The organism is Psychrobacter immobilis, from assembly GCF_904846175.1.
Classification (GTDB): Bacteria; Pseudomonadota; Gammaproteobacteria; order Pseudomonadales; family Moraxellaceae; genus Psychrobacter; species Psychrobacter immobilis_E.
Genome location: NZ_CAJGZM010000004.1, coordinates 348,131 through 372,679, shown reverse-complemented (window position 1 = coordinate 372,679; position 24,549 = coordinate 348,131). Strand labels below are relative to the sequence as shown.

Here is a 24,549-nt window from a genome sequence, read left to right as displayed (position 1 = left end):
AACCATGACAATTCTTCAAAAACCAATACGGCAGTGACGCCCACCAATAACGACATCATGCGCGTGCGTGAGTTTTTGGTCGATTTGCAAGCGCGTATCTGCCAAGCCTTAGAAGCGCAAGAGCGCGACGGCAGCAGCAAGGATAAGCCAGCAACTTTCGTTCCTGACGATTGGGAACGCCCTGAAGGCGGCGGTGGTCGCTCGTGCGTGTTAGCAGATGGTGACGTCATTGAAAAAGCAGGTGTGATGTTTAGTCATATTCATGTGCAGAACTTGCCCGCTTCGGCAACGGCTCGCCATCCTGATATTGCCGGTCGTAAAGCACAAGCAATGGGCGTTTCACTGGTTGTGCATCCTAAAAACCCTAATGTGCCGACCAGCCATGCCAACGTGCGTTTATTCATTGCCGAAGCTGAGGGTGAAGACCCCATTTGGTGGTTTGGTGGCGGTTTCGATTTGACGCCATTTTATCCAGTGCTTGCTGATTGCGTGCATTGGCATCAGGTCTGCCATGACCTCTGCGCTCCTTTTGGTGACAATATCTATCCTGATTTTAAACAGTGGTGTGATGAATACTTCCATCTGCGTCATCGTGATGAGCAGCGCGGTATCGGTGGCTTATTTTATGATGACGTCAATTTTGAGAGTCGTGGTTGGGATTTTGAAACTTGCTTTAAATTTATGCAAGCGGTCGGTAATGGCTATCTTGAGGGTATATTGCCCATCTTTGAGCAGCGTAAAAATGCACCTTACACCGAAGCGCAGCGTGAATTTCAGCTCTATCGCCGCGGACGCTACGTCGAATATAACCTTGTTTATGACCGTGGCACCCTGTTTGGGTTACAAAGTAATGGACGCATTGAATCTATCTTAGTCAGTATGCCACCGCTTGCCAGCTGGCATTATCGCTTTGAACCTGTTGAAGGGTCACCTGAGTTTGAATTGACCGATTTTTATCTAAAACCGCGTGATTGGTTGACTTTATAGTCATCATTGGCATAATAAACCACAGACGGTGTTAATTTCTGCATTGGTCATAGCCATTTTTAATCTATATTAGCTATAAAATAACAAGGGTCAGCGATAGATGCTGACCCTTGTTATTTAAGCAACAGCTATATGGATTACAAACTACCTATTAAGCAGATATAGTCGTCTTTAATACTTAAAACAACAACATAACATTTATATTCATAGTAGCAATTTAATAGGTGGCGAGCATGCAGATGCCACGGCACCTTTTTATTAGCCACGTATAAAGGAGCAATACAGATGGCACAGGTTTCTAATAATAAATCATTCAAGTCTATCGTCGGCATCACCTTGATGGCAGCTGCATTAGGTATAACGGCTTGTAGCACACCAGTTGACCCGGACGTTAAAGCGCGTCAAGACAGCATGAAAAGCTGGGGCGATGCGATGGGCATCATGGGCGATATGGCTGAAGCACCAGATACATTTGATGCCGAAGTATTTAAAGAGCAAGCGGCATTTTTAGCAAAAGATTCGGCCAGTCCTTGGAGTCATTTTGAAAATAAAGAAGCTATGGGTAATGCCACTGAAGCCGTTTGGAGCAACGTTGACGGTTTCCACGCAGAAGCAGATGACTTCCAAAAAGCCACAGCTGAGTTAAATACCGTTGCACAAACAGCGACCAGTGTCGATCAAGTCCTGCCAGCGCTTGGACAAGTCGGTGACAGCTGTAAATCATGCCACACCGATTTTAAAGTGAAAAAAGACTAACTAGTTTTGCTTCACAGACACAAAAAAGCCGCTATATTTAATATAGCGGCTTTTTTATTGATGATTTTTAAAATATACAAACTGGTTTAGAGTAATCCATATTATTAATAAGCTTATCAAGCTTTTAAAAATTAGCCCATTAAATCCGCTTGCACAATTTCAATCCAGTAACCGTCAACGTCTTTGATAAAGGCGATATTTTTCATACTACCGTCTTCAGGACGTTTTTTAAAATCAACGTTGTTTTTATCAAACCAAGCAACCGCCTCATCAAGGCTTGGCACACTAAAGCAAATATGACCAAAACCTTGTGGTTCACCATTGCCATCGTGATAACTAAAATCCGCTTGGGTTTCAGTGCCATAGTTATGAGTTAACTCTAAAATACCGCGCTGACGGAAGGCGAAAATCTCTAAGTCATCACCAGCGGGTAAATTATCACGCTCGCTGTCAGTCAACTTGGCTAAAAAATATAAATCAAAACCCATCGCTGGGAATTTTTTCACCGCCAATAACGTCATCCCTAAGACACCGGTATAAAAAGCCAATGATTTGACAGGGTCTTTTACGCGTAGCATGGTGTGGTTGAACGTATAACCTACTGTCTGAGCTGAAATAGGCTGAACGCCTTCTGCTTTTACGCTGCTTTCAGGTTGAGCTATCATTTTTTGGTTAATAGCTTCTTGGTTGCTATTTAAATTTTCTAAATCAGTCATAATTTTTCCAATATCTAAGTATTTTTAATCGTTAATAGCAGATACGTTCTCGATGTTAAAGCGTACCCACTATCGTAAATAATTAATAATAAATGACTATTAAGCGTCTAAAAACCGTACTTTTCCAGTCTCTAAATTATATTCGGCACCAACGACGAGTAACTGACCGCTATTGGTTAAGTCTTCTAAGGCACGCGAACCGTGCTTTAATTGGCTTACCGACATGCGCACATTGGCACGAATAGAGCGATCGACCAGCTCATCCGCATCGACATCTTGACCATTTGCAGTAGCTAGCTCATGCAAATTATAGACACTCGGGCGAATACGATCGACGATTGACTGTAAGTTTGGTGAGTAGTTTTGCTCAGGATTAATCAGCGCCTCAACACACGCGGTCACAGCGCCGCAATGTGAATGTCCAAGGACCACCACCAACTTAGTGCCAAATTTTTCGGCGGCAAACTCAACCGAACCAATTTGCGATGGCGCAACCACATTGCCTGCCACGCGTATGACAAACAAATCGCCCAAACCTTGATCAAACACAATCTCAACCGGTACGCGGGCATCTGAGCAACCCAAAATAATCGCTAAAGGGTCTTGATTATTGATCAGCTCAGGACGTTTTTGCATACAGGGGTCAGTACTGGTCAAACTTTCCACGTAGCGCACATTACCTTCTTTGAGTAGTGCCAGTGCTTCTTGACCAGTTTTTGGGCGGTTACTGTTAGGCATAAGGAGTCCTTGTTTATCAAAATAGTTTAAATTATAAATTGCTCTAGCATTCTGTTTTCTACTTTAAATTACTTTTGCAGCTAAGCTTATCTTTTAAGCTTGGCCGTTTGCTATCGCAAATATCCTTGTATTTAGCATACACAAAATTATTGTATAGCAACCAAGCCAAAAAAACGGTAAAAATTCTTTATTCTAAGGGCGCTATATTTCAAGCTGATTTTATTTTGCCTATTTTTTTCTTTAACAACCTAAACCAAACAACCGATAACGAACTTGCACTGACTTATAGCAAGGGTTTGTTATAATACGCAGCAACCAGACTTCATATATAGCCATCGCTTATCGCCATACTTAACAACATGTAAATTGCTGCCAGTAACTAGTATTGTAGCGCTACTGAGCATTTGGTGTTTTAGGAACCAACCTTATGACCGAATCGAATATAAACCCGCAAACCACACCTGTATCGCCCAATCCTGACAAGGTACTGCTACAACTGACTGGTCTACAAAAAATCTATGATCAAACCGAAGTCTTAAAGGACATCAACCTTGATATTCAGCATGGTGAGTTTATAACCCTGCTTGGTCCATCAGGCTGCGGTAAGACGACATTGCTACGCTTAATTGCTGGTTTTGAGCAGCCCAACGCTGGGGCGATTTATCTTGATGGCATGCAAATGGCAGGCTTGCCAGCCGATAAGCGTCCGGTCAATACCGTGTTTCAGCAATATGCGTTATTTCCGCATATGACGGTGGCGCAAAACGTCGCTTATGGGCTTAAGCTCAAAAAAGTCCCAAAAGATGAGATTCAAACGCGCGTGCGTGAGATGCTGGCGATGGTACAGCTTGAGCATTTGGCCAATCGTCGACCGCAAGATTTATCCGGTGGTCAGCAGCAACGGGTGGCGATTGCGCGCGCCGTTATTAATCGCCCTAAACTATTATTGCTCGATGAGCCTTTATCGGCGCTCGACCATAAGCTGCGCCTACAAATGCAATCTGAGCTTAAACGTCTGCAACGTGAGCTTGGCATTACTTTTGTCTTTGTCACCCATGATCAAGAAGAAGCGCTGTCGATGTCAGACCGCATTGCGGTAATGAAAGACGGCAGATTTCAGCAAATTGGCACGCCGATTGAGATTTATGAAACCCCCGCCAATTTATTTACCGCCAAATTTATCGGTGAGACCAACTTGTTTAAGGCGGAAGTCAAAGGTGTTTATCCTGAGCAGCCCGATCGCGATGGTCGTGTGACCAATGGGCGTATTGAGGTCGAAGTGTGCGAGGCACAAGCGCAAGAGGGTGCGACGACCTTACGTAATCTGCGCCGTCCTGACTTTGCCAATGACGTACAAGTCGGCGATATCGTTAATTTACTATTGCGTCCAGAAGATTTGCGCATTTATGACCCCAATGATCAAGAGCATAGTGGTTTATTAGGGCGCGTGATTGAGAGTAATTATAAAGGCAGCACTTTAGACTCTATTATTGAGCTAACAAACGGGCATATTATTAAAGCCTCGGAATTCTTTGATGAAGATGACCCAAGTTTTGATTATAAGCTTAATGAAGGCGTTAAAGTGTCATGGGTAGATGGCTGGGAATGGGTGTTGCCAGAAGAAGATACGCTTGATAGCGGTATTGATAATGGGATGAATAATAGTACTAGCAAATTAGCTGCCCAAAAGGATATCAGCTAATGGCACGTACTAACTTAAGTAATAGAAAATCAAATAATAAAAGCTTGAGCAACAGAAGCCCTTTTCGTACCGCAACGCTATGGCTAATTTGGGGCTGGCTGCTCATCTTTGCGTTATTGCCAAATATACTGGTGATTGCCGTTAGCTTTTTGACCCGTGATAGCACCGCTTTTATTAGTTTGCCGGTCACTATCGACAGCTACGTACGCATGATTGACCCGCTTTATTTTGATGTCTTTGTACATTCATTATGGATGGCTGGCATCACTACGGTTATCTGCTTACTACTTGGCTACCCCTTTGCTTGGTTTGTATCAAGAGTTGATAAACGCTGGCAGCCTCTGTTGATGCTCATGCTAATACTGCCATTTTGGACCAACTCTTTGGTACGGACTTATGCGCTAAAACTATTATTTGCCAGTAATGGCTTGATTAACAAATCCTTATTAGCAATCGGAATTATCGATGCCCCCATTGATATTTTATATACCCAAGGCGCGGTCATTGCCGGTTTAACCTATTTATTATTTCCCTTCATGGTGCTGCCACTCTATGCAGTATTTAGCGATTTGCGCAATGATATGCTGCTCGCCTCGCAAGATTTGGGTGCTTCAAAACGACAAACCTTTTGGCACGTGGTACTACCATTAACGACACCGGGGATTATCTCAGGGGTGCTGTTGGTATTATTACCAGCGATGGGGATGTTTTATGTCGCCGATATTTTGGGTGGCTCGCGTAACTTGTTGGTCGGTAATATTATTAAAAACCAGTTTTTGGATGCGCGTGATTGGCCGTTTGGTGCCGCCGCCAGTGTGCTATTGACCCTTGCGATGGCGGTATTATTACTCGCTTATCGCGCCAGTAGCCGCCGTATTGGCAAGACTGACTTTAACGAGGTGGCCTAATGTCTGATAGTTCACTGAATAATACTCCAATTAAAAATAAACGCCCTATCAAATTAGGTAATATTGCTGCCAAAGGCTACCTCGGCCTGATTTACACTTTATTATATCTGCCCATCATCGTTTTGGTGGTGATGTCCTTTAATAAGTCAAAAATCGGTTATAACTGGGGCGGCTTTAGTTTAAAGTGGTACGAGTCGTTATTTAATAACCAAGCAATGCTTGACGCCTTTTGGCATTCTATCGTCTTGGGCTTAGTTGCCGCCACAGTTTCGACCGTTATCGGCACCTTGACCGCACTGGCGCTACATCGCTATGACTTTCGCGGTAAAGGGCTGCTAAATGGCTTGTTATTTGTGCTGATGATGTCACCTGAGATTGTCTTAGCGATATCGCTATTGGCGCTGTTTTTATTAATCGGCCTGCAACTCGGTTTCGTTTCGTTATTATTAGCGCACATTACGTTTTGCTTGCCGTTTGTGGTCATTACCGTCTTTGCGCGCTTAAGCAGTTTGGACGAGCGTTTGATGGAAGCGGCGCGAGATTTAGGTGCTAGCGAATCAACGATGGTACGTACGGTGTTGATTCCAGTGATTTTCCCAGCGGTTATGGCTGGCTGGTTGCTAGCCTTTACCTTATCGCTCGATGATGTGGTGGTATCGACCTTCGTCACTGGTCCTAGCTATGAGATTTTACCGTTACGTATCTATTCTATGGTGCGCGTGGGACTTAAACCTGAAGTTAATGCCATTGGGACAATTTTATTGGTTGCTTCATTAATTTTAGTGGTTATCTCGCAATTGCTCCTACGTCGGCGTTAATTTTAAATTTTACGGCGGCAATAGCGCTCACGTAAGATTAGGCATAAAGCATTGACGATTTTTTAAATTTGTATAACACGCAATTTCTTATTTTTTTAACTTCAGTGGTTAGGTTATTTTATGCTAGAGCTCCGTCATCTTAATACGCTAACTGCGCTGCGAGCCCATGGCTCATTGGCCGCTGCTGCCGATGAGCTGCATGTCACCGCATCTGCGGTCTCACATCAGTTAAAAGAGTTAGAGAATTACTACGATATTAGCTTGGTCAATCGGCGTACGCGTCCGCTGACATTTACCCCAGCAGGTAAAACCGTACTGGCGCTAGCAGACAGTATCATGCCGCAGGTCACGCGCACCAAAGCAAACTTAAAGCGCTTGGCTCATGGTCAAGCGGGTCGATTGCGCTTGGCCTCTGAATGTCATAGCTGCTTTGATTGGCTGATGCCGATACTTAATCATTATCGCCGCGAATGGTCGGATGTTGAATTGGACTTTGCCACCGGTTTTGAGCCTGAGCCGCATCACTTATTGATTGAAGGTGATATCGACCTGCTGATTACCACCAGCAATTTACCAATAGAAGGTATCAGCTATCAGCCATTATTTGAGTATGAAAGCCGTTTGGTGCTGTCGCCTACACATGACTTGGCTGAGCAACAATTCATTCATGCTCAAGACTTGGTTGATCAGACCTTGATTGCTTATCCGGTGGAAGCTAAGCGCCTCGATATTATTGCTAATTTTATGACGCCAGAGCAAGTAAGCTTTAAAAGCATGCGTACCACCGAGCTAACGGCGATGCTTATTCAATTGGTTGCTAGTGAACGCGGGGTAGCAGCATTACCTGATTGGGTGGTCGCTGAATATGAAAAAAAAGGCTGGGTGGTTTCACGCCCATTAGGTAACGGCGTCTACTGTCAGCTGTATGCCGCGACGCGCACCTCGAGCAAAGATACCGCTTATATGCAAGGGTTTGCGAGTTTACTAGAAGGGATTGTAAAACCCGTATAGCTAGTGCTTTTTTTAGAGAATTGTTTTAAAAAAGAGCTGTATTAAAAATTAATACGGCTCTTTTTTATTGCTGCATTTTTATTTTTACAAAACTAACTTAAAGAAGTAAAACCCAAGTGCCGTTGCTAATAACGTCAGCCCAACATGTAATCCAATAAGTCCTAAGCCCGCAAGCAGTTTACCATTATTCATAAACGTAAATACTTCAACGCTAAAGGTACTAAAAGTCGTCAGTCCGCCCAAAAAACCAGTTATCACAAACAATCTGACATTTGGAGACAAGCTGCTGCCCACGCGTTCAAACCACACTAAGGCTAGCCCTATCAAAAGTCCACCTAAGACATTGGCACCCAAAGTGCCGAGTGGTATCCAACTATGCAGCGGATTAAAACGCGCCAGCCAGCCTCGCAGGCAAGCACCAATAGCAGCACCTAATCCAATCGCAAGCCACTGCATAAGCTATCCTTGAGTGATATAAATATTGATGGGTTAGATATGAAATACCTTGTAGAGCTTATAGCGCAGACAGCTCGGTCATCGGCCAACGTGGTACGCAGCTAACAGCCAAATCATCCGCCTGACCTGCTTGCAAGCGCTCGTAACCAGCATAGGCAATCATCGCGCCATTATCGGTACATAAGGCTGGCGGTGCGTAATGAACGGTGGCATTGATTTTAGCAAGCTCACTCTCTAATGTCTCACGCAAATGACTATTGGCACTGACGCCTCCCGCAATGACCAATCGGCTCATCTCGACTTGTTTAAGCGCTTTGACGCATTTTTTCACCAAGGTATCGACCACCGCATGTTGAAAGCTTGCCGCAATATCGGCGCGCACTTGTGGATCGCTAGCAGAACCATTGCCTGAACCGCCTGAACCGCCTGAACATGGAGTATCTTTAATCAGGTTATGCACCGCCGTTTTCATACCGCTAAAAGAAAAATCCAAACCGCGATGCAGCATTGGACGCGGTAAATCATAAGCATTTTTATCGCCGCCTTCTGCTAATTTGGCAATATTTGGACCACCAGGATACGGCAGACCGAGCATTTTTGCCGCTTTATCAAAGCACTCACCTGCCGCATCATCGATGGATTCGCCGAGAATTTCATATTGCCCGATACCATGGGCAGCAATAAGCAAAGTATGACCACCAGAAACAAGTAAGGAAACAAACGGAAACGCTGGAGGATTCGCTCCCATCAAAGGTGCTAAGAGATGCCCTTCCATATGATGAACGCCAATCGCTGGTATATCCAAGCCATAAGCTAAGCTGCGCCCAAATAATGCGCCCGTCATCAGCGCACCGATAAGCCCAGGACCTTTGGTGTATGCAATAGCATCAATCTCATCTTTAGTGATATTGCACTGCTCTAGCAATTCGTTAAATAAAGGCACCAGCTTACGAATATGGTCGCGGCTGGCAAGCTCAGGCACCACACCGCCATAAAGGGCGTGTAGTTCTATCTGCGAATACAGCACTTGCCCAAGCAGACCTTTATTGTCGCTATCTATCTGCTCGCTATCGAAAATCGCTAGACCAGTCTCATCGCAAGAGGTCTCTAAACCCAATACTTTCATCTATGTGCCTTTATATTTTGTCTTACAGCGTTTATAACTGTGCATCGTTTATTATGACTATGCAAAGTTTATTGCTTACAAACAGCTTTTTAGAATATACGTTATAGCGGTATTGCATCGCCAATAAAAAACCGCCACTGTTAGCTTACAATGGCGGTCATTCTAGCAAATTTCAACAAGCAATATTAGCTAGCTGCAGCAACCATATAATCAACTGCTGCATGAACTTGTGCTTCAGTGACGTCTCCAACCGCTTGCGCAGGCATTTTATTAAAGCCTTTGGCAGAATGCATACGTAATGTTTCTATGTCTTTAGCAAGGTGTGGCGCCCAAGCTGCTTTATCACCAAATTTCGGCGCTTCAAGCAAACCATTTTCATGACAAACTTTACACTGTTTTTCGTACAGCTGCGCACCAGCATCTGCGGCCAACACTTCAGGCTCAGCCGCAGCTTCGGGTTCAGCTTCTACGACTGACACTTCCGTAGGCTCTGCTTCAACCGCAGGCTCAGGGGTTACTACTTCGGTTTCTGCAGCAGGCGCTTCTGGCTCTACTACTACCGTTTCTTTCTCATTAACCGCGGCAGGTTCTTCTGCCTTATTGTCACCGCCACTACAAGCACTAAGTGCCAATAACGCACTAAGACTTAGGCTAGATAACGCTAATTTAGCAACCGATTTCTTCTTCATATTTTGTTGAATAGTCATAGTTATTCCTTCATCTATAGATTATTGGTAATAAACCCCAATGTAATAGCTGGCATAGTAGTCAAAAGCTGGCAATGGTGAATCGCTATTATTAATCGAGCATACTACTTACTGACTCGCTTGCTTATTGTTATTAATTGCTTGCGGGCGCATTAGCAGTCGCATCAGTACCTGCCATCTCTGTATCCGTACTAGCCACTTCGGTATCCGCACTTGCAGTCGCTGGCGCTTCTGATGTAGCTGATGCATCAGTGGCAACTGTACCATCTTGTGCAGTAGCAATTTCAGTACCTGCTTCAGTATCAGCAGTCGCGTCTGTCTCAGCCGCTGGCATTGGCGCAGTTTCTGGGAAATCTAGCTTTTCTGCTTCAGGCGCATTTTTACGGGCAAGCTCTGCCGCTTCGTCTACTTTATCTTTTGCTAAGACTTCACCAGACTCTGCGCCCGCTGCTTCTTTATCATTGCTACAAGCACTGATGCTGACGCCCATTGTAAGAAGCAAGGTCGCCCATAATGCCGTACTAACCGCTGTTTTTTTCATGCCAATTTTCATCGAAAAATCCTCAATATGATAGCTATAAAAGCCTTGTAGCGCCTGCCTCTACTTTTAGTTTAGGTTTCAAGGTCAGACTGAACATAGCATAGCATAGAGTTAATATAAGCCGTTATTGCCAAACAGGTGTTTTGTCCATCTTTTATTGATAATTTTTTAAAAGATTATTAAAAATATTAACACTTTTACTTAAATTAACGTCCTATTAAATTTGTACCGCTCAGTATGTGGTTAGTGACTGATACTTAAAATAGATACGCGAAAGCCTTTGACTTTGCTGCCATTTTTTATTAAAATAGGCGCCCTTGTGCTATTGCACAAGATTATCCTAGTTTGAGTTGATGCCAGTAATCTTGAGATATTACGGCTAAACACTAATATACAGCCAAACTAATGCCCTTATATCTCATCCTAATCGAGGAGTCTTCATGCCTGCAGTTAAGGTTAAAGAAAACGAACCAGTTGATATCGCTATCCGTCGTTTCAAACGTGCTTGTGAAAAAGCTGGCGTATTGGCAGATGTACGTAAGCGTGAATTTTATGAAAAACCAACGCAAGTACGCAAGCGCAAAGCAGCTGCTGCAGTAAAGCGTTATAAAAAGAAATTACAACGCGAAACTATTCGTACCACTCGTATGTACTAATCGATTATTCGACTAGTTAAATACCAGCGCTACACTAACGCCACTGTTATCGATGAATAACAGTGGCGTTTTTTATGCTACAATTTTTGTTATTCATGCTGGCAAATGCTCAGCAGATTTTATTTGAAACTTTATCCCCTATTACTTTACCAAAAGTTATTTTACTAAAAATTATTTTATCCATACTCATAAGGAATAATAACAATGAGCCAGCTTAAACAGACGTTAACTGACACCATCATCGTCTCTATGAAAGCACGTGAGATTGAACGAGTCAAAGTCCTACGTAACGTACAAGCGGTTATCAAACAAATCGAGATTGACCGTCAAACAGAACTTAACGATACCGAAGTACTTGAAATTTTACAAAAACAGCTCAAGCAACGCCATGAATCCTTGACTATTTTTACCGAAAATGGCCGTGATGATTTGGCAAACAAAGAGCAGTTTGAGATTGATATTATCAACGAATATATGCCAAAACAGATGGATGATGCCGAGCTTGCCGCTTTGGTCAATGCAGAAATCGCTGCACAAGGCGCCACATCGATGCGTGATATGGGCAGCGTGATGGGTATGTTAAAGAATAAAACTGCGGGCCGTGCCGACCCTGCATTAATATCTAAACTGGTGAAAGACGCTTTGCAAGGTTAATTGAAGTTAATAAAAGCGATAGTTGGTTTGAAATAAACTTGATACGTTAATAACCACGTGCGACTGTTATAAATTTTCCTTGCTTGCTGCTATCACAGATGCTACGAAAAATTCATCCCAGTCGCACTGTATCGATTTTGAAGCCCGTCTGCTATATATTCTTAATTATTGTATAAACTTAAGCTATCAAACAACCGCCTAGGGCTTAAAGTCTTTGGCGGTTTTTACCGCTTTGATTTCCGCATTAATATTGGCCAGTAACGGTCGGGCGCTGCTCGCTTGCGCAGTTTTTTGCATTTGCTCAGTCAATTGCTTGGCTTGCGTCAACGAGGTCAGCGCACGCTCATAGCGTCCACTCCACAGCTGGTCATGACTTCGATAACGCAGCGCATTGATGGTGGCAATTTTTGCAAGCGGCACCGAGTCGGTGGTTTTAGCAATTTTCTCATTGGCCAATTGCAAACTTTGCCACGCATAACGGTCATTTGGCTGCTGCTCAGTCAAGGGTTTAAGCAATGCTTGCGCTTTGGTGGGCTGATTGCTATTGGTCAGTGCTTCCGCTAAATAAAGACGCAGGTCACGGCGCTCAGGATAAAGGCGCTGCTGACTCTCGAGCAGTTCAGCCGCTTGTTGCCATTTATTTTGCTCAGTAAGGATTTGGCTTTGGGTAATGGACAATAATGGCTCTAATACTTGGCGCTGCGTTGCGGGTAATGCCGATAGCTCATTATATATCTCATTGGCCTCGCCAAAGCGCTGCTGCTCGCCATACCAATACATCAGCGCCAATTTTGCGCCGACGCTATTTTTAGCGGCAGTCGTCAGTGCGGTTTCAGAGACATGCTTGCCGGTACTTTGCGTACGCCAGTACAGTAAATCAAACAACGCTTGATGGCGCTGCTGCTTTGACAAAGGCAATGCATCATAACGCTGAGCACGGCTTTGTGACTCACTTAAACGCTCATTGCTTAAAGGATGCGAGCGCACAAAACTGGGCAAGAATTGATTGGCGGTTTGGTTCAATTGGCTTTTTTGATTCATCGTCGCAAAAAATCGCGGCATGGCGCGTGGATCGTAACCAGCTTGGTTCATGATTTGCATACCAACGCGGTCAGCATCACGTTCATTATTACGGCTAAAAGCCATGCTGCTATTCATCGTCGCGGTTTGACTGCCCATCATGACAGCGGCAGCCGCATCACCATCGACTGCTGACGCGGCAATAGCCGCCAGCATACCGCCTATTTGCATCAGCAAGGCTTTTTTACGCTCATCCGCGCCGCTCTCATAATGATGCTGACTAATATGTGCCACCTCATGGGCGACGACGCTGGCAAGCTCATCCATACTACTTGCCGCAAGTATCGTCCCCGTATTGAGACCAATAACCCCACCTGGCGCCGCAAAAGCATTGATACTGGGATTATCAATAATAACCAAGCCAAGTGGCGCTTGCTGGCGGGCTTGGGCATTTAGTCGCCATGTCATTTCCTTGACCGTTTCTTGAATCCAAGGGTCATGCTCCATCTTAGTACGACCATTAATGTTTCTTAATGACCATTCGCCAAGCAGTTTATTTTCATACTGCTCCGCAAAGCTTAATCCCTGCCCGCGTAAATTGGGCAAATCTAACTCTTCAGCATTGGTAGGCTGCCATGAATCATAAGCAAATGGTGCCGCTTGCGTGCCAATACTGTTGGCAGTGGTTGCTAGCGCCAGCAAAGTAGCAGATATGCTAACCCTTAGCACAACAGCGCCTTTGAACGTGTTTAGCAGCGATGGTCTATGAGAATAATACAAGTGCGTATCCTATACGAGTAATCATAACGTCTTTTTGACTATACGAGCTTGTTTATTCAAGGTCAATTATCGTCTGCTTCTGGCTACCAATCACGCTGCCGTGCGTCACGATTGTGCAACATGATTGTGTAAATCTAGGCTAGATAAATTATAGTCTGAATTTAAATTTTAAATCTATCGCCTAATGCTAATAAAACGTGCTGATTGACCAATCATTATGATGATTATATTCAACTGCAATTATATAGTGGCAATTTGCTATAATGGCAAGTCATGATAAAGGCTTCTGAGCAATACTGTACTAAGCCAAGTTCTGTTAAACACTGATATTTTATAGGTTTATTTTATGTCCTTTGATAACCAACCCATCATTGTAAGAGGCGAGTATGCTCTTCACTTATCAGAGGCTTTGCCTGAAGCAAAACAGCAAGTGATAAGACATCTGATGGATTTATTGACCGACAATACTATTAGATTAATTGATAACGTTAAGTTAAATAACAACTCAGGTCTGACGCAAACAACCATTCAGATTAAAGATATAGTAGATGGGCGCGGACTTGCCTGCCCGATGCCGCTGCTAAAAACTAAGGTAGCATTACGTCAGGTAGACGCGGGTGAATCACTATATGTGGTTGCAACTGACCCAAACTCTCAAGCAGATATCACTGCGTTTTGCGCGCAGAGTCAGAAAACGGACACAACAAATCCATTATTATTGCTTATTAATAAGAAGACAGTGTCAAATAGCGAAGAAGCTATAGCCACAAAACCTGAAGATTCTATTGATACAATATATCACTTCATCATTACCAAAACTGATAGCAACTAAGCGGCGCTATCCTTTACAATTACAACTATAAAGATTTTTATCTGACTCATTGCTTATCTATTTAACCAAGGTCAAGAATATGGCTAATACTTCTACTAACGCTGCAAACTCCCGTAAAAAAGACAGCTCAGCGCCTGCAAAAAACGAAGCACGTGATGCGGCGCTAAAAGCGGCAGCGGCGCGTCCGCCTTATGACGCCAGTGCGCTTGGCGATACCAGCACCCGCGATTTGGTCCCTGCAATGCCAACGCATCTATCTGCGCCTGGGGTAAATTTGGGTGCCTATATTAATACCGTGCATCAAATCCCAATTTTGACGCCAACCCAAGAGCAAGAGCTTGCCCATCGCTATTACGATGAAGGTGATGTTGAAGCGGCGCGTTTACTTGTCATGTCACATCTGCGCTTTGTTATTCATATTGCCCGTAGCTACTCGGGCTATGGCCTGCCACAAGCGGATTTAATCCAAGAAGGCAATTTAGGCTTAATGAAAGCCGTTAAACGCTTTGATCCTAATAAAGGCGTACGTTTAGTATCATTTGCCGTGCATTGGATTAAGGCTGAAATTCACGAATTTGTCATTCGTAACTGGCGCATTGTCAAAGTTGCTACTACCAAGGCACACCGTAAATTATTCTTTAACTTACGTAGTCTTAAAAAGACCAATAATCAGCTAACTCTTGAAGAGGCCGATGCGATTGCCAATGACTTAAATGTGACACGCAAGCAAGTGCTTGAGATGGAATCGCGCCTGACATCGTATGATGCGTCATTTGAAGCGCAATCGAGCGATGATGATGATGGACGCTATGCGCCGCAGCTGTTCTTAGAGGACGGTATCGACCCTGCTGAGATGGTTGAAGAGTCTGATTGGGAAGAAAATAACTCATCTGCCTTGCTTGCTGCAATGGATACATTAGATGATCGTTCGCGCGATATCGTCGAGCAGCGCTGGCTTTCTGAGCAAAAATCCACCTTGCATGAGCTAGCGGCGGTTTACTCTATCTCGGCAGAACGTGTACGCCAAATCGAGAAGAATGCCATGGATAAAATCCGTGAAGCCATGACCATCGATAGCGTGATTTTACCTGATGATATTCAGTAAGTTGCTTATCAGATAAAGCTTCTTATTAGATGAAAAAAGCCATTATTAAAGCCCCTTCTATAACACGAGTTTTACCATGCTAAATTGGATAAGTATTGCGGCGATTAATTTGGCTATCGCCGTGGCTTTAGGCGCCTTTGGTGCTCATGGTCTTAAAGCTATCGTCAGCCCTCAGCAGCTTGAATGGTGGCAAACGGCGACCTTATACTGGTTTATACATGGGCTTGGATTGTTACTCGTTAGTATACTCATTCGCCTTAACTATGCGACTCAAACTACAGCTTGGTTATTACAAATCGGGGTGATTATTTTTGCCGGCAGTTTATACGCGATGACACTTGGGGCGCCGCGCTGGTTTGGGGCCATTACCCCTATCGGCGGCATATTGATGATTGCAGGTTGGTTATGGCTTGCTGTATCGACGTTCCGTTTAGGTCATGTTACTTAACATCTACCTGTTTAATAGTTATTTTCTTAATATCTATTTCGGTTTAAATAGTCAAAACGCTTCATCAATCATGCCAAATAAATTATTGGCAATCATATATAAAACATCAGTTAAATATCAGATTATACAAAAGAAGAACTGATAAAAAGGAATCTCAAGTCATTAGGGAGCACATACTATGAGTAATATTAGTGTAAACGGTAAAAGATTGCAGACTACGCACCAAACGGTACAATTAGTCGTCAATGAGCTTGGGCTTAGTAGTGGACGCTATGCCGTTGAAGTCGATGGCGAGCTGATACCAAAAAGTGAGCTTGATAAGCTGCATATCGTTGAAGGTATGAATATCGAAGTCGTACAAGCGGTTGGTGGCGGCTAGTATTTATAAATCATACAGCCTAAAACAAGATAATAAAAAAGACCTCAACAATGATACGTTAGAGGTCTTTTTTTTGCTTAGCTTAGTCAGCTTAGCATGTCGTTTTAATTACTAAAGCTGTCAATCATTTATAATTAACCATCCTGCTATTTATACTATTTATTGATTGGCTAAGATTGATTAATATTGCGACAGCAAATCCTATAATGGCAATTAAATCGCTGGTGCTGCTTCAGCATCTTCTAAATCTTCATAGCGTTCATCACGTCCTGGACCCTGAGTTTTCTTGCGGTCTTGACGGGTTTTATATTTACGCACTTGTCTATCAAGTTTGTCTGCCATCTCATTGATAGCTTTATACATATCATCTTCAAGCGCTTGAACAAACATCTCTTGACCTGCCACTCGCATAATCGCTTCGGCTTTATGGGTCTTTTTACCGCCATCACTTGCGCCGCTGTTGTCTAGCGATAATATCACTTTAATACTTTGAATCTGATCGAAGTGACGCTCTACCTTTTCAAGTTTTTCGCGAACGGCTTTGTCCATGGCATCGGTAATACTGATATGGTGACCACTGATAGAAACATTCATATTATTGTCCTTTTATTATTGCTTATATTTTTACTTACAATCAACAGATGAGCCAGCATTGCTGCTTTTATCACCCTGCCTTACCAAACATTTACCTAGTATATTTTTTATCTCAGATGGCTTAGCTTTTAATTTTTAGCTTTTAATTTTTTAGTGACTAATGCCTTTATTCCTCTACTCCTTTATTAAAATAAAAATGTATTTTTATCATATTTGATGATTAATAATTTATATAAATAAGCCAAACCGATACTTGGTCTTCGTTGTTGGTATGACTCTAATTTGTCATGAAAAGCGAATAGTAGCAAGACATTAAAATGTAACCAAATGTAATAATAACTGATGTTTCTTTTATGTTTCTATATAATCAAAAAATTTTATTTTTTATTTCATTTGAAAATACTTTAATCACAGTAGCTCGCTATTTATAAGCCATTGAATCGCAACAATTAATACTTTTGTTTGCGCTGAGTGGAGGAGCCAATATTCATGGCTTCACGGTATTTAGCCACCGTTCGTCTAGCAATATCGATACCTTCTGCCAATAGAATATCTTTTATGCGACTGTCAGAAAGCGGTTTTTTTGGGTCTTCATCAGCGATGAGCTGTCTAATCATGGCGCTGATAGCAGTTGAGGAGATATCACCGTCGCTACTGCTAACATGAGATGAGAAGAAATGCTTGAGGGAAAATAACCCTTGTGGCGTCAAGATGGTTTTGCTAGTGGTCAGGCGCGAGACGGTCGATTCGTGCAAATCCACTTCTTCGGCAATGGCTTTTAGAATAAGGGGTTGCATAGCGGTTGCGCCATATTGCAAAAAATCTTGCTGGTAGCGCACGATACTGGTTGCAACTTTTAATAGGTTTTGATTGCGCTCTTCGATACTACGAATAAACAAGCGCGCGTCGGTGAGGTTTTCACGCAGATATTGATTATCAGGGCTGTCATCACCGCGTTTGACTAAATTGGCATACTCTTGATTGACCCTTAGCTTGGGCAAGGTTTCAGGATTGAGGCGCACTTGCCAGCCATCTACCTGCGCAGTAGTATCGTTTCCATTTTTATTATTGGTAGTGTTATTGCTATTGTGACGGCGAATAGGGGTAACCAACACATCAGGAATATCGTAGCTTTCTGATGGCTGCATATAATCAGGCTGACTGCTTTGGAATAACAAGCCAGGTGACGGGTTCAAAGTACGTAATAGAGTAAGAGCGGGTGTAATGTACTCAGGCGCGAGTCCCGTCAGCTCAGTTAATGCTTTGATATTATTACTGACGAGATGCTCACTAGCAGATAATAAAGCTTGCGCTTCTTTAAGATACTTTGTATTCGTATCAAGCTTACATAATTGAAGCGCCAAGCATTCATTGAGAGTGCGCGCGCCAACACCAAGCGGGTCACACGATTGGATAATGCGCAGTACCGCCATGACCTCATCATGCTCAACGCGCTCGTCCCATTGGTAAAAGCTTGCCATGGTATCAAGGCTTTGTAATAACTCATCGATATCAAGGCGTATAAAGCCCATGTCATCCATAGAGTCCATCAAGTATTCAGCAATGAGCGTATCTGTTTCGGAAAGATGTTTGAAATTCAGCTGCCAGCGTACATGGTCTTGAATTCTCGCGCTAGTACTGCCTTGATAACTATCAAAGTCTGCATCGCCTGTGTGACTGCCAGCGCTGGTCGCCGCAGAGGCATAGTTACTATTTTCAAAACCACTATAATCGTCGCCATCAAGCGCATAGTTGTCTATCGCATCACCATCAAAACTGGCTTGCTGTAATTTATCAAAACTGTCGCTGCTAACTTCATCACTGTTATTATGGTCATAGTCAAAACCATTATCAGAAGCGTTGGTAGAAGCGCTAGAAAACGAGTCGATGCTAGTGTTTTGGTTCCAATTATCTAGCGTTAATGATTCGCCAAACTCATCAAATGTCTCATCTTTATGACTGTCATACTCATCGTCATCATCTTCGATACGTTCAAGCAATGGATTGCTATCGAGCTTCGCCTGAACCTCCTGCGCAAGCTCAAGACTAGAGAGCTGCAACAATTTAATAGCTTGCTGCATTTGCGGGGTCAGTTTTTGCGAGGTACTTAGCGTGGTCGCCAATCCAAACGACATACTCATGGGTGACTTATTACACTCCGATCGTGGTGAGATTCTATATATTATGCTGGTTAAAGCCTGAGCTTATTAACATTTATAATTATTAAAAAGCGCTTTAAGCTATCAGGTCATGACGATAGCATTTTTTGCTACAATGTTGCTATGATAATTTATACTCTGTTCAGATAAGCTATTTCTCCCCTCTTGCTCAACTTATGAAGATATGCATATTTCTGTATAGGTGCTGCGCGGCTAAATAACGCCTCAAAGCTGTGAAGCAAAATAATAAATAAGAGGCAAGCCTTATAAAGCTTAAAAATTGAGAACAACACTATGAATGAAATAAGAAATAACGCGCACCTGACCGTTGCTGCTGTGCAAATGAATAGCCAGCAAAATATCGAAGACAATTTAGCAGATATAAAAGCCGCCATTATTGATGCAAGCAAGCAAGGTGCTCAGCTAGTCGTTTTACCAGAAAACTACTGTAGCATGGGTCGACAGTTTGCCACTGCAGAGCGTTTTGATGAGCTGTCCAAAACGATGGCAGAGTATGCGCGTGCTTCTGGTATTTATCTATTAGCAGGCTCGCTGCCCTGCCTTTACCGCCCTGATGGCGTCATCGTACCCGATGGCAGGCTGCGTCAAGTCAGTCAACTATTTGCACCCGACGGTATGCGTGTTGCGCGCTACGATAAGATACACCTGTTTACCGCGACTGTTGCCGATAAGCAAGGAAGTTATAATGAAGCGGCGACCTTTGAGCCTGGTACGCAAACAGTCGTTGCAACATTAGAAGCAAATGATGCGGTTTATCAACTCGGTATGATGGTTTGCTTTGATTTACGCTTTCCAGCATTGGCACAGCGTTTACGGCAAGCAGGTGCAGAATTATTAAGTGCACCGTCCGCCTTTACCTATCTGACAGGACAAGCACACTGGTCGCTGTTGCTACGCGCGCGGGCGTTAGACAGCCAATGTATGGTGATTGGTGCAGCTCAAGGTGGTGAACATGCTTATAAGGATGGCAGTAGCCGTCAGACATGGGGACATGCGACTATCACTGCTTACGACGGCACGATTATCAACAGCTATGATGATAGTCAATTAAAAGACACTACTAATAAAGTTCATAAAAACTATGCTTTGGTATTGGCAATCTTAGATAAACAGGCACAACAGCAAGGGCGACAAAAAATGCCTATTTTTGACTGTCATCGTTTGGCATAAGGCAGTTTTCTAGCAAGATGAATTTTTAGAAAACATTTTTAGAAAGTCATTTTATGAGATTAAGTGGTTGGATTGCTATCTTTAGGTGCGTGAGTCGCACGAGGATGGGCGCGGTCATAGACTTGGGTCAATTTAGCAAAATCAACATGGGTATAAATCTGCGTGGTGCTGATATCACTGTGCCCAAGCATTTCTTGTACCGCGCGCAAATCCCCACTGCCGGATAACATGTGCGAGGCAAAACAATGACGCAATAAATGCGGATACATATTTTGCGCAATACCCGCACGCGTAGCCGCAACTTTTAGACGTTGCTGCACTGCCCGTGTTGATAAGCGTGTGCCTAATTTCTCACTGATAAATAAGGCGCTATCCATCTGCTCTACCCACAGATTTCGGTGCGGTACATAACGACGAACCGCCTCTGCTGCTTTCGCACCTAATGGCACTAAGCGCGTTTTGTTGCCTTTACCAGTCACGCGCACGCGCAAATCTGACAAATCTATATCTGCCATATCAAGCGCAACCAGCTCGCCGACACGTAAGCCACTGCTATAAAGCAATTCAAACATCGCCTTATCACGTAACCATAAGCGCGCCTGCTCGGGCGTATCAGGAATCTCTTGCTCAAGCAGTTGCGTCAATAAATCCACATCAGCGATAGACGGCAGGGGTCTAGGGCTGCGCTTAAGCTGATAGCCAGTGGTTGGATTGATACGTGCCAAACCCTCTTCTATCAGCCAACCATAAAAGTGGCGAATAGCGGACAGCTCTTGCTGGACGCTGGCAAGTGCAAGCTTGTCTTCATCGAGGCGCTGGCTGATATGCTGGGCTAACTGCCGCTTGTCACAGCGCGTCCACGTCAAGCGTTTACCGCGTAAAAACAGCGCCAATTGATTTAAGCCCGCAAAATAAGCCGTTAATGTGTGCGGTGAATGATTACGCACCGACATCATATTTAGCCAGCGATGCACTGGTGCTAACAATTCACGTAGCGCGCTATCGGCTTCGATGGTTTTAGCCAACTCTACCGATAACCATGATTTTGACTTGGAATCCGAGTTAGGCTCTGTCATCTGAGAGTTTTTACTGAACATAGCATTTACCTAGCGGCTGATATTCACCGCTTGTCATTGTTCATTAACTATTGTCCATTAACCTTCTGGAGTGGGCTTGATACCCGCTTGCGCCATCAGACCATCTGGGCTAAAGACGCCTTCGTAAACAAATGCGGTTGGACCAGTCATCATCACAGAATAACCCGGCTGCCATTTAATCACCATGCTGCCGCCATAAAGCTGCGCGCGTACGTCTTCGCCTTCGTCGAGCCAACCTTCACGAATACCAACTGCCACGGCTGCACAAGCACCCGTACCACAAGCTTGGGTCTCACCGACACCGCGCTCATAGACACGCAGGCGAATATGACGCTGATTCATTACCTGCATAAAGCCAACATTGACGCGCTCCGGAAAGGCAGGATGTGATTCGATGGCTTTGCCCAGTTTTTCGACGTCGGCATCGAGTACGCTATCCACTTTGATAACCGCATGCGGATTACCCATATTGGCAACATACAGCTGCACTGGCGTACCATTAACGTCTAAATGATAGGCGTTTTGAATCTTGGTCGTCGCTTTTGGGGTAAAGGGAATCTCGCTTGGCTCGAATTTTGGCTTACCCATATCGACTTCGACCCAACCATAGCGATCTGTCGTCAGCGAAATAATCCCGCTTGCCGTCTCGACACGCAGGCGTTGCTTAAATGATAGCTTACGTGCTTGCACAAAACGAGCAAAGCAGCGCGCGCCATTGCCGCATTGCTCCACTTCCATACCATCGGTATTAAAAATGCGATAACTAAAATCAACATCCGGACGCATCGGCGGCTCAACAACAAGCAATTGGTCAAAGCCAATGCCCAAATGACGATCGCCTAACAGTTGTACAAAATCCTTGGTTAACTCTAAGCGCTGAGTCACCAAATCGATGACCATAAAATCATTACCCAGCCCATGCATTTTTGTAAATTCTATTAGCATATCCTTGTTATCCTATCCTATTTTTATGTATGCCTTATATTAGCACGCTGTCAGATACAATCATAATTATCCCCGCTATCAAACGCTAAGTTAACCTTATGCTAAATAAGCCTTATACCGTCAAATTATGTCTCTCAATAGACTTTTAATTAAGGCAGGCAATAAAAAACCCATTGTCGTTATAACAATGGGTCATTTTAATCATCGAATTTTAATCGTAAAACTTCAATTATTAAACATCGCGGCGTTATTAATAAGCTATTTATCCTGCCACAACATCTCATCAGCATATAACGCTTCAAGCGTTTCGCGTTTACGAATCAGTTGATGATGATCATCAGCTACCATCACCTCGCTGGCACGACCGCGCGAATTGTAGTTGCTACTCATGGTAAAGCCGTACGCGCCTGCACCCGTTATTGCCAAGATATCGCCTGTCGCGAGCGATAATAAGCGGTCTTTTGCTAAAAAGTCACCGGTTTCACAAATCGAGCCAACGATATCCCACGACTGCATACCATCGGTATCAATGCCGTTGTTAGGCAGAACACTTGGAATCACCGCCATTTCAGCTTGATATAAAGCCGGACGAATCAAGTCGTTCATTGCGGCGTCAACAATAGCAAAGTTCTTATGCGCGGTTGGCTTAAGCACATCAACCTTAGTTAATAGCACACCAGCATTGGCCACGATACTACGACCGGGCTCAAAGAATACCGTTAAACCAAGCTCACTAAGTTTTGGTAATAACGCTTGCGCAAATTCATCGATAGATACCGGCGTCTCATCGATATAACGCACGCCTAGACCGCCGCCCAAATCGATATGACGCAGCTCAATGCCTTTATTACGCAGACTATGTATCAGCTCAATCACTTTATCTAAAGCTGCGACAAATGGCGCAACTTCCGTCAATTGCGAGCCGATATGACAATCAATACCGACGATATCGATATGCGATAATTGCGCCGCTTGCTCATAGACAGCGACGGCATTTTCATGGTCAATACCAAACTTATTGTCTTTTAGACCGGTTGAGATATACGGATGGGTCTTGGCATCGACATTAGGATTGACCCGTAATGAGATTGGCGCAGGTTTGTCTAACTTCGTTGCCACCTCATTGATTAAGGTCAGCTCGCTAATCGATTCGACGTTAAAGCAGCCAATACCTTGCGTAAGTGCATATTCGATGTCGCTATAGGTTTTGCCAACGCCCGAAAATACGACCCGCGAGGCTTCACCGCCTGCCGCCAATACGCGCATCAACTCACCGCGTGAGACGATATCAAATCCTGCCCCTGCTTGCGCCAAAATACCAAGCACCGCCAAATTGGAGTTGGCTTTTACCGCATAACAAATCTGGTGCTTTAGACTGGCAAAGCTTGTCGTATAAGCTTGATAAACGTCTAAAATCGCTTGCTTTGAGTAGACATAGCACGGCGTACCATAGTGTTTGACCACCTCAGCAATATTGACTTGCTCCATATATAACGCGCCGCCTCGATAATCTAGCGCGGGCAAATGGGTGGTTAAGGCTTCAGGATGCACATACAATCCTTGCTCAGTTTTGGTAGTGACTGACTGACTCATATAAGTATCTCTAATTTAATCAATGTATTAATGCATAGAGGTATTAATGCATAAAGGTAAATACCAGCTCGGATACGCTAACAATAGTTAGTCTCTTAATAGTTAATAAGCAACCATTAATAGTCGTTAGGATCGGTGCTCGGCTCAGGTAGCTGAAAACTATCTGCATTTTGCTCATTATTTTGATTTTCATCAATTTTAGCAAAAGCAGCATCTTGCGGATGACTGCTGCTATCAAGTGCAGGCGCATTACCTTTTACCGTTTGGCTACTGGAGTCTGTTAGATATAAATCGCCTTTTTGCCCGCAGCCGGTTAATACTGCTGAGCCTAGCACAAGAGTAGTTAAAATGAGCTTATAAATAGCAGGACGACTGGCGCTAATACTTGAAACATTTCTTGAAAAAGCGCTTAAGTCAGCGCTTTTAATAGTAGGAGTGCGGCGTATAGTAAACATAGAATGACTAACCTTTAATCTTGCAATAATTTGACTTGCAACGGCTTAGATAGAATCGAAATAAAAATAACTACCAGCGCAAAAAGCAAGGCTGCAATAGGGAAAATAGGACAATTTTTTAATCATAGCATTATTCGCTAAAGCTGTGCGCCTACGACCTTTATTTCATCTATAA

General features: G+C 43.7%; 26 protein-coding genes. 13 read left to right on the top strand and 13 right to left on the bottom strand.

What is annotated here, in order from left to right; all coding sequences use genetic code 11:
- The first annotated feature begins 57 nt into the window (after positions 1 to 57).
- On the top strand, positions 58 to 987 hold the full coding sequence (gene hemF / locus JMW39_RS08155) for an oxygen-dependent coproporphyrinogen oxidase (RefSeq protein ID WP_201545798.1): 930 nt from the start codon (positions 58 to 60) through the stop codon (positions 985 to 987).
- Between the two features lie 285 nt (positions 988 to 1,272).
- On the top strand, positions 1,273 to 1,743 hold the full coding sequence (locus tag JMW39_RS08150; RefSeq protein ID WP_201545578.1) for a c-type cytochrome: 471 nt from the start codon (positions 1,273 to 1,275) through the stop codon (positions 1,741 to 1,743).
- Between the two features lie 131 nt (positions 1,744 to 1,874).
- Here JMW39_RS08150 and gloA read toward each other — a convergent pair whose 3' ends face one another.
- Positions 1,875 to 2,459: a lactoylglutathione lyase gene (gene gloA, locus JMW39_RS08145; RefSeq protein ID WP_413786224.1), complete on the bottom strand. Its 585-nt coding sequence runs from the start codon at positions 2,457 to 2,459 to the stop codon at positions 1,875 to 1,877.
- Positions 2,460 to 2,558: 99 nt separating this feature from the next.
- Positions 2,559 to 3,197 (bottom strand): carbonic anhydrase, encoded by a 639-nt coding sequence (locus JMW39_RS08140; protein ID WP_201545576.1) that lies wholly within the window; start codon positions 3,195 to 3,197, stop codon positions 2,559 to 2,561.
- Positions 3,198 to 3,624: 427 nt separating this feature from the next.
- Here JMW39_RS08140 and potA point away from each other — a divergent pair, with 427 nt between their 5' ends.
- The 4 genes from potA to JMW39_RS08120 all read left to right on the top strand — a co-directional run bounded on the left by potA (position 3,625) and on the right by JMW39_RS08120 (position 7,636).
- Positions 3,625 to 4,899, top strand: coding sequence for a spermidine/putrescine ABC transporter ATP-binding protein PotA (gene potA / locus JMW39_RS08135; protein WP_201545574.1), 1,275 nt, complete (start codon positions 3,625 to 3,627; stop codon positions 4,897 to 4,899).
- On the top strand, positions 4,899 to 5,807 hold the full coding sequence (gene potB, locus JMW39_RS08130) for a spermidine/putrescine ABC transporter permease PotB (RefSeq protein ID WP_201545561.1): 909 nt from the start codon (positions 4,899 to 4,901) through the stop codon (positions 5,805 to 5,807). Before potA ends, potB begins: the two co-directional genes overlap by 1 nt.
- Complete coding sequence (gene potC, locus JMW39_RS08125; RefSeq protein ID WP_201545554.1) at positions 5,807 to 6,625, top strand: spermidine/putrescine ABC transporter permease PotC; 819 nt, start codon at positions 5,807 to 5,809, stop codon at positions 6,623 to 6,625. Before potB ends, potC begins: the two co-directional genes overlap by 1 nt.
- Before the next feature lie 120 nt (positions 6,626 to 6,745).
- Positions 6,746 to 7,636 (top strand): LysR family transcriptional regulator, encoded by an 891-nt coding sequence (locus JMW39_RS08120; protein WP_201545548.1) that lies wholly within the window; start codon positions 6,746 to 6,748, stop codon positions 7,634 to 7,636.
- A gap of 84 nt (positions 7,637 to 7,720) precedes the next feature.
- Here the strand turns inward: JMW39_RS08120 and JMW39_RS08115 are convergent, their stop codons facing one another.
- From JMW39_RS08115 to JMW39_RS08100, 4 genes are all read right to left on the bottom strand, one after another.
- Positions 7,721 to 8,092 (bottom strand): CrcB family protein, encoded by a 372-nt coding sequence (locus JMW39_RS08115; protein ID WP_201545546.1) that lies wholly within the window; start codon positions 8,090 to 8,092, stop codon positions 7,721 to 7,723.
- A gap of 58 nt (positions 8,093 to 8,150) precedes the next feature.
- Positions 8,151 to 9,218: a tRNA (adenosine(37)-N6)-threonylcarbamoyltransferase complex transferase subunit TsaD gene (gene tsaD / locus JMW39_RS08110; protein WP_201545538.1), complete on the bottom strand. Its 1,068-nt coding sequence runs from the start codon at positions 9,216 to 9,218 to the stop codon at positions 8,151 to 8,153.
- Positions 9,219 to 9,403: 185 nt separating this feature from the next.
- Positions 9,404 to 9,925, bottom strand: coding sequence for a c-type cytochrome (locus JMW39_RS08105; protein ID WP_201545530.1), 522 nt, complete (start codon positions 9,923 to 9,925; stop codon positions 9,404 to 9,406).
- Positions 9,926 to 10,058: 133 nt separating this feature from the next.
- Positions 10,059 to 10,478 carry a hypothetical protein gene (locus JMW39_RS08100; protein ID WP_227679461.1) on the bottom strand — a complete coding sequence of 140 codons (420 nt, stop codon included), beginning with the start codon at positions 10,476 to 10,478 and terminating at the stop codon, positions 10,059 to 10,061.
- A gap of 428 nt (positions 10,479 to 10,906) precedes the next feature.
- Here JMW39_RS08100 and rpsU point away from each other — a divergent pair, with 428 nt between their 5' ends.
- Both rpsU and JMW39_RS08090 read left to right on the top strand, forming a co-directional pair.
- Positions 10,907 to 11,122, top strand: a complete 216-nt coding sequence (rpsU, locus tag JMW39_RS08095; RefSeq protein ID WP_201545528.1) for a 30S ribosomal protein S21 — start codon at positions 10,907 to 10,909, stop codon at positions 11,120 to 11,122.
- 204 nt (positions 11,123 to 11,326) lie between these two features.
- Entirely contained in the window at positions 11,327 to 11,776 is a 450-nt protein-coding gene (locus JMW39_RS08090; RefSeq protein WP_201545525.1) for a GatB/YqeY domain-containing protein, read from the top strand.
- Positions 11,777 to 11,974: 198 nt separating this feature from the next.
- Here the strand turns inward: JMW39_RS08090 and JMW39_RS08085 are convergent, their stop codons facing one another.
- The gene (locus JMW39_RS08085; protein WP_227679460.1) at positions 11,975 to 13,525 is read right to left on the bottom strand and encodes a M48 family metallopeptidase; all 1,551 of its coding nucleotides are present in this window, start codon (positions 13,523 to 13,525) and stop codon (positions 11,975 to 11,977) included.
- 397 nt (positions 13,526 to 13,922) lie between these two features.
- On the opposite strand from JMW39_RS08085, the gene JMW39_RS08080 reads away from it, so the two are divergent.
- From JMW39_RS08080 to thiS, 4 genes are all read left to right on the top strand, one after another.
- Positions 13,923 to 14,408 carry a sulfurtransferase TusA family protein gene (locus JMW39_RS08080; RefSeq protein WP_201545510.1) on the top strand — a complete coding sequence of 162 codons (486 nt, stop codon included), beginning with the start codon at positions 13,923 to 13,925 and terminating at the stop codon, positions 14,406 to 14,408.
- A gap of 241 nt (positions 14,409 to 14,649) precedes the next feature.
- Positions 14,650 to 15,513 (top strand): RNA polymerase sigma factor RpoH, encoded by an 864-nt coding sequence (gene rpoH, locus JMW39_RS08075; protein WP_201545792.1) that lies wholly within the window; start codon positions 14,650 to 14,652, stop codon positions 15,511 to 15,513.
- Between the two features lie 76 nt (positions 15,514 to 15,589).
- Positions 15,590 to 15,961, top strand: a complete 372-nt coding sequence (locus JMW39_RS08070; protein ID WP_201545508.1) for a DUF423 domain-containing protein — start codon at positions 15,590 to 15,592, stop codon at positions 15,959 to 15,961.
- 178 nt (positions 15,962 to 16,139) lie between these two features.
- Entirely contained in the window at positions 16,140 to 16,340 is a 201-nt protein-coding gene (thiS, locus tag JMW39_RS08065; protein WP_201545506.1) for a sulfur carrier protein ThiS, read from the top strand.
- Positions 16,341 to 16,553: 213 nt separating this feature from the next.
- Here the strand turns inward: thiS and hpf are convergent, their stop codons facing one another.
- Both hpf and rpoN read right to left on the bottom strand, forming a co-directional pair.
- The gene (gene hpf / locus JMW39_RS08060; RefSeq protein ID WP_201545504.1) at positions 16,554 to 16,934 is read right to left on the bottom strand and encodes a ribosome hibernation-promoting factor, HPF/YfiA family; all 381 of its coding nucleotides are present in this window, start codon (positions 16,932 to 16,934) and stop codon (positions 16,554 to 16,556) included.
- Between the two features lie 449 nt (positions 16,935 to 17,383).
- A complete protein-coding gene (rpoN, locus tag JMW39_RS08055; protein WP_201545502.1) occupies positions 17,384 to 19,075 on the bottom strand; it encodes an RNA polymerase factor sigma-54 in 1,692 nt (563 codons plus the stop codon).
- A 312-nt stretch (positions 19,076 to 19,387) separates the two neighbouring features.
- Here rpoN and JMW39_RS08050 point away from each other — a divergent pair, with 312 nt between their 5' ends.
- Positions 19,388 to 20,284 carry a nitrilase-related carbon-nitrogen hydrolase gene (locus JMW39_RS08050; protein WP_201545500.1) on the top strand — a complete coding sequence of 299 codons (897 nt, stop codon included), beginning with the start codon at positions 19,388 to 19,390 and terminating at the stop codon, positions 20,282 to 20,284.
- Positions 20,285 to 20,343: 59 nt separating this feature from the next.
- Here the strand turns inward: JMW39_RS08050 and JMW39_RS08045 are convergent, their stop codons facing one another.
- The 4 genes from JMW39_RS08045 to lptM all read right to left on the bottom strand — a co-directional run bounded on the left by JMW39_RS08045 (position 20,344) and on the right by lptM (position 24,374).
- Complete coding sequence (locus JMW39_RS08045; protein WP_227679458.1) at positions 20,344 to 21,381, bottom strand: tyrosine recombinase XerC; 1,038 nt, start codon at positions 21,379 to 21,381, stop codon at positions 20,344 to 20,346.
- A 57-nt stretch (positions 21,382 to 21,438) separates the two neighbouring features.
- Positions 21,439 to 22,326, bottom strand: a complete 888-nt coding sequence (gene dapF / locus JMW39_RS08040; protein WP_201545498.1) for a diaminopimelate epimerase — start codon at positions 22,324 to 22,326, stop codon at positions 21,439 to 21,441.
- Between the two features lie 258 nt (positions 22,327 to 22,584).
- Positions 22,585 to 23,919, bottom strand: a complete 1,335-nt coding sequence (lysA, locus tag JMW39_RS08035) for a diaminopimelate decarboxylase (protein WP_265088448.1) — start codon at positions 23,917 to 23,919, stop codon at positions 22,585 to 22,587.
- A 116-nt stretch (positions 23,920 to 24,035) separates the two neighbouring features.
- The gene (gene lptM, locus JMW39_RS08030) at positions 24,036 to 24,374 is read right to left on the bottom strand and encodes an LPS translocon maturation chaperone LptM (protein WP_201545496.1); all 339 of its coding nucleotides are present in this window, start codon (positions 24,372 to 24,374) and stop codon (positions 24,036 to 24,038) included.
- Positions 24,375 to 24,549 lie beyond the last annotated feature (175 nt).

What these genes read in the sequence shown, in the direction of transcription:
- hemF (WP_201545798.1), top strand. Translation starts at nt 58, where the DNA reads ATGCGCGTGCGTGAGTTTTTGGTCGATTTGCAAGCGCGTATCTGCCAA.
- JMW39_RS08150 (WP_201545578.1), top strand. Translation starts at nt 1,273, where the DNA reads ATGGCACAGGTTTCTAATAATAAATCATTCAAGTCTATCGTCGGCATC.
- gloA (WP_413786224.1), bottom strand. Translation starts at nt 2,459, where the DNA reads ATGACTGATTTAGAAAATTTAAATAGCAACCAAGAAGCTATTAACCAA.
- JMW39_RS08140 (WP_201545576.1), bottom strand. Translation starts at nt 3,197, where the DNA reads ATGCCTAACAGTAACCGCCCAAAAACTGGTCAAGAAGCACTGGCACTA.
- potA (WP_201545574.1), top strand. Translation starts at nt 3,625, where the DNA reads ATGACCGAATCGAATATAAACCCGCAAACCACACCTGTATCGCCCAAT.
- potB (WP_201545561.1), top strand. Translation starts at nt 4,899, where the DNA reads ATGGCACGTACTAACTTAAGTAATAGAAAATCAAATAATAAAAGCTTG.
- potC (WP_201545554.1), top strand. Translation starts at nt 5,807, where the DNA reads ATGTCTGATAGTTCACTGAATAATACTCCAATTAAAAATAAACGCCCT.
- JMW39_RS08120 (WP_201545548.1), top strand. Translation starts at nt 6,746, where the DNA reads ATGCTAGAGCTCCGTCATCTTAATACGCTAACTGCGCTGCGAGCCCAT.
- JMW39_RS08115 (WP_201545546.1), bottom strand. Translation starts at nt 8,092, where the DNA reads ATGCAGTGGCTTGCGATTGGATTAGGTGCTGCTATTGGTGCTTGCCTG.
- tsaD (WP_201545538.1), bottom strand. Translation starts at nt 9,218, where the DNA reads ATGAAAGTATTGGGTTTAGAGACCTCTTGCGATGAGACTGGTCTAGCG.
- JMW39_RS08105 (WP_201545530.1), bottom strand. Translation starts at nt 9,925, where the DNA reads ATGACTATTCAACAAAATATGAAGAAGAAATCGGTTGCTAAATTAGCG.
- JMW39_RS08100 (WP_227679461.1), bottom strand. Translation starts at nt 10,478, where the DNA reads ATGAAAATTGGCATGAAAAAAACAGCGGTTAGTACGGCATTATGGGCG.
- rpsU (WP_201545528.1), top strand. Translation starts at nt 10,907, where the DNA reads ATGCCTGCAGTTAAGGTTAAAGAAAACGAACCAGTTGATATCGCTATC.
- JMW39_RS08090 (WP_201545525.1), top strand. Translation starts at nt 11,327, where the DNA reads ATGAGCCAGCTTAAACAGACGTTAACTGACACCATCATCGTCTCTATG.
- JMW39_RS08080 (WP_201545510.1), top strand. Translation starts at nt 13,923, where the DNA reads ATGTCCTTTGATAACCAACCCATCATTGTAAGAGGCGAGTATGCTCTT.
- rpoH (WP_201545792.1), top strand. Translation starts at nt 14,650, where the DNA reads ATGCCAACGCATCTATCTGCGCCTGGGGTAAATTTGGGTGCCTATATT.
- JMW39_RS08070 (WP_201545508.1), top strand. Translation starts at nt 15,590, where the DNA reads ATGCTAAATTGGATAAGTATTGCGGCGATTAATTTGGCTATCGCCGTG.
- thiS (WP_201545506.1), top strand. Translation starts at nt 16,140, where the DNA reads ATGAGTAATATTAGTGTAAACGGTAAAAGATTGCAGACTACGCACCAA.
- hpf (WP_201545504.1), bottom strand. Translation starts at nt 16,934, where the DNA reads ATGAATGTTTCTATCAGTGGTCACCATATCAGTATTACCGATGCCATG.
- rpoN (WP_201545502.1), bottom strand. Translation starts at nt 19,075, where the DNA reads ATGAGTATGTCGTTTGGATTGGCGACCACGCTAAGTACCTCGCAAAAA.
- JMW39_RS08050 (WP_201545500.1), top strand. Translation starts at nt 19,388, where the DNA reads ATGAATGAAATAAGAAATAACGCGCACCTGACCGTTGCTGCTGTGCAA.
- JMW39_RS08045 (WP_227679458.1), bottom strand. Translation starts at nt 21,381, where the DNA reads ATGTTCAGTAAAAACTCTCAGATGACAGAGCCTAACTCGGATTCCAAG.
- dapF (WP_201545498.1), bottom strand. Translation starts at nt 22,326, where the DNA reads ATGCTAATAGAATTTACAAAAATGCATGGGCTGGGTAATGATTTTATG.
- lysA (WP_265088448.1), bottom strand. Translation starts at nt 23,919, where the DNA reads ATGAGTCAGTCAGTCACTACCAAAACTGAGCAAGGATTGTATGTGCAT.
- lptM (WP_201545496.1), bottom strand. Translation starts at nt 24,374, where the DNA reads ATGTTTACTATACGCCGCACTCCTACTATTAAAAGCGCTGACTTAAGC.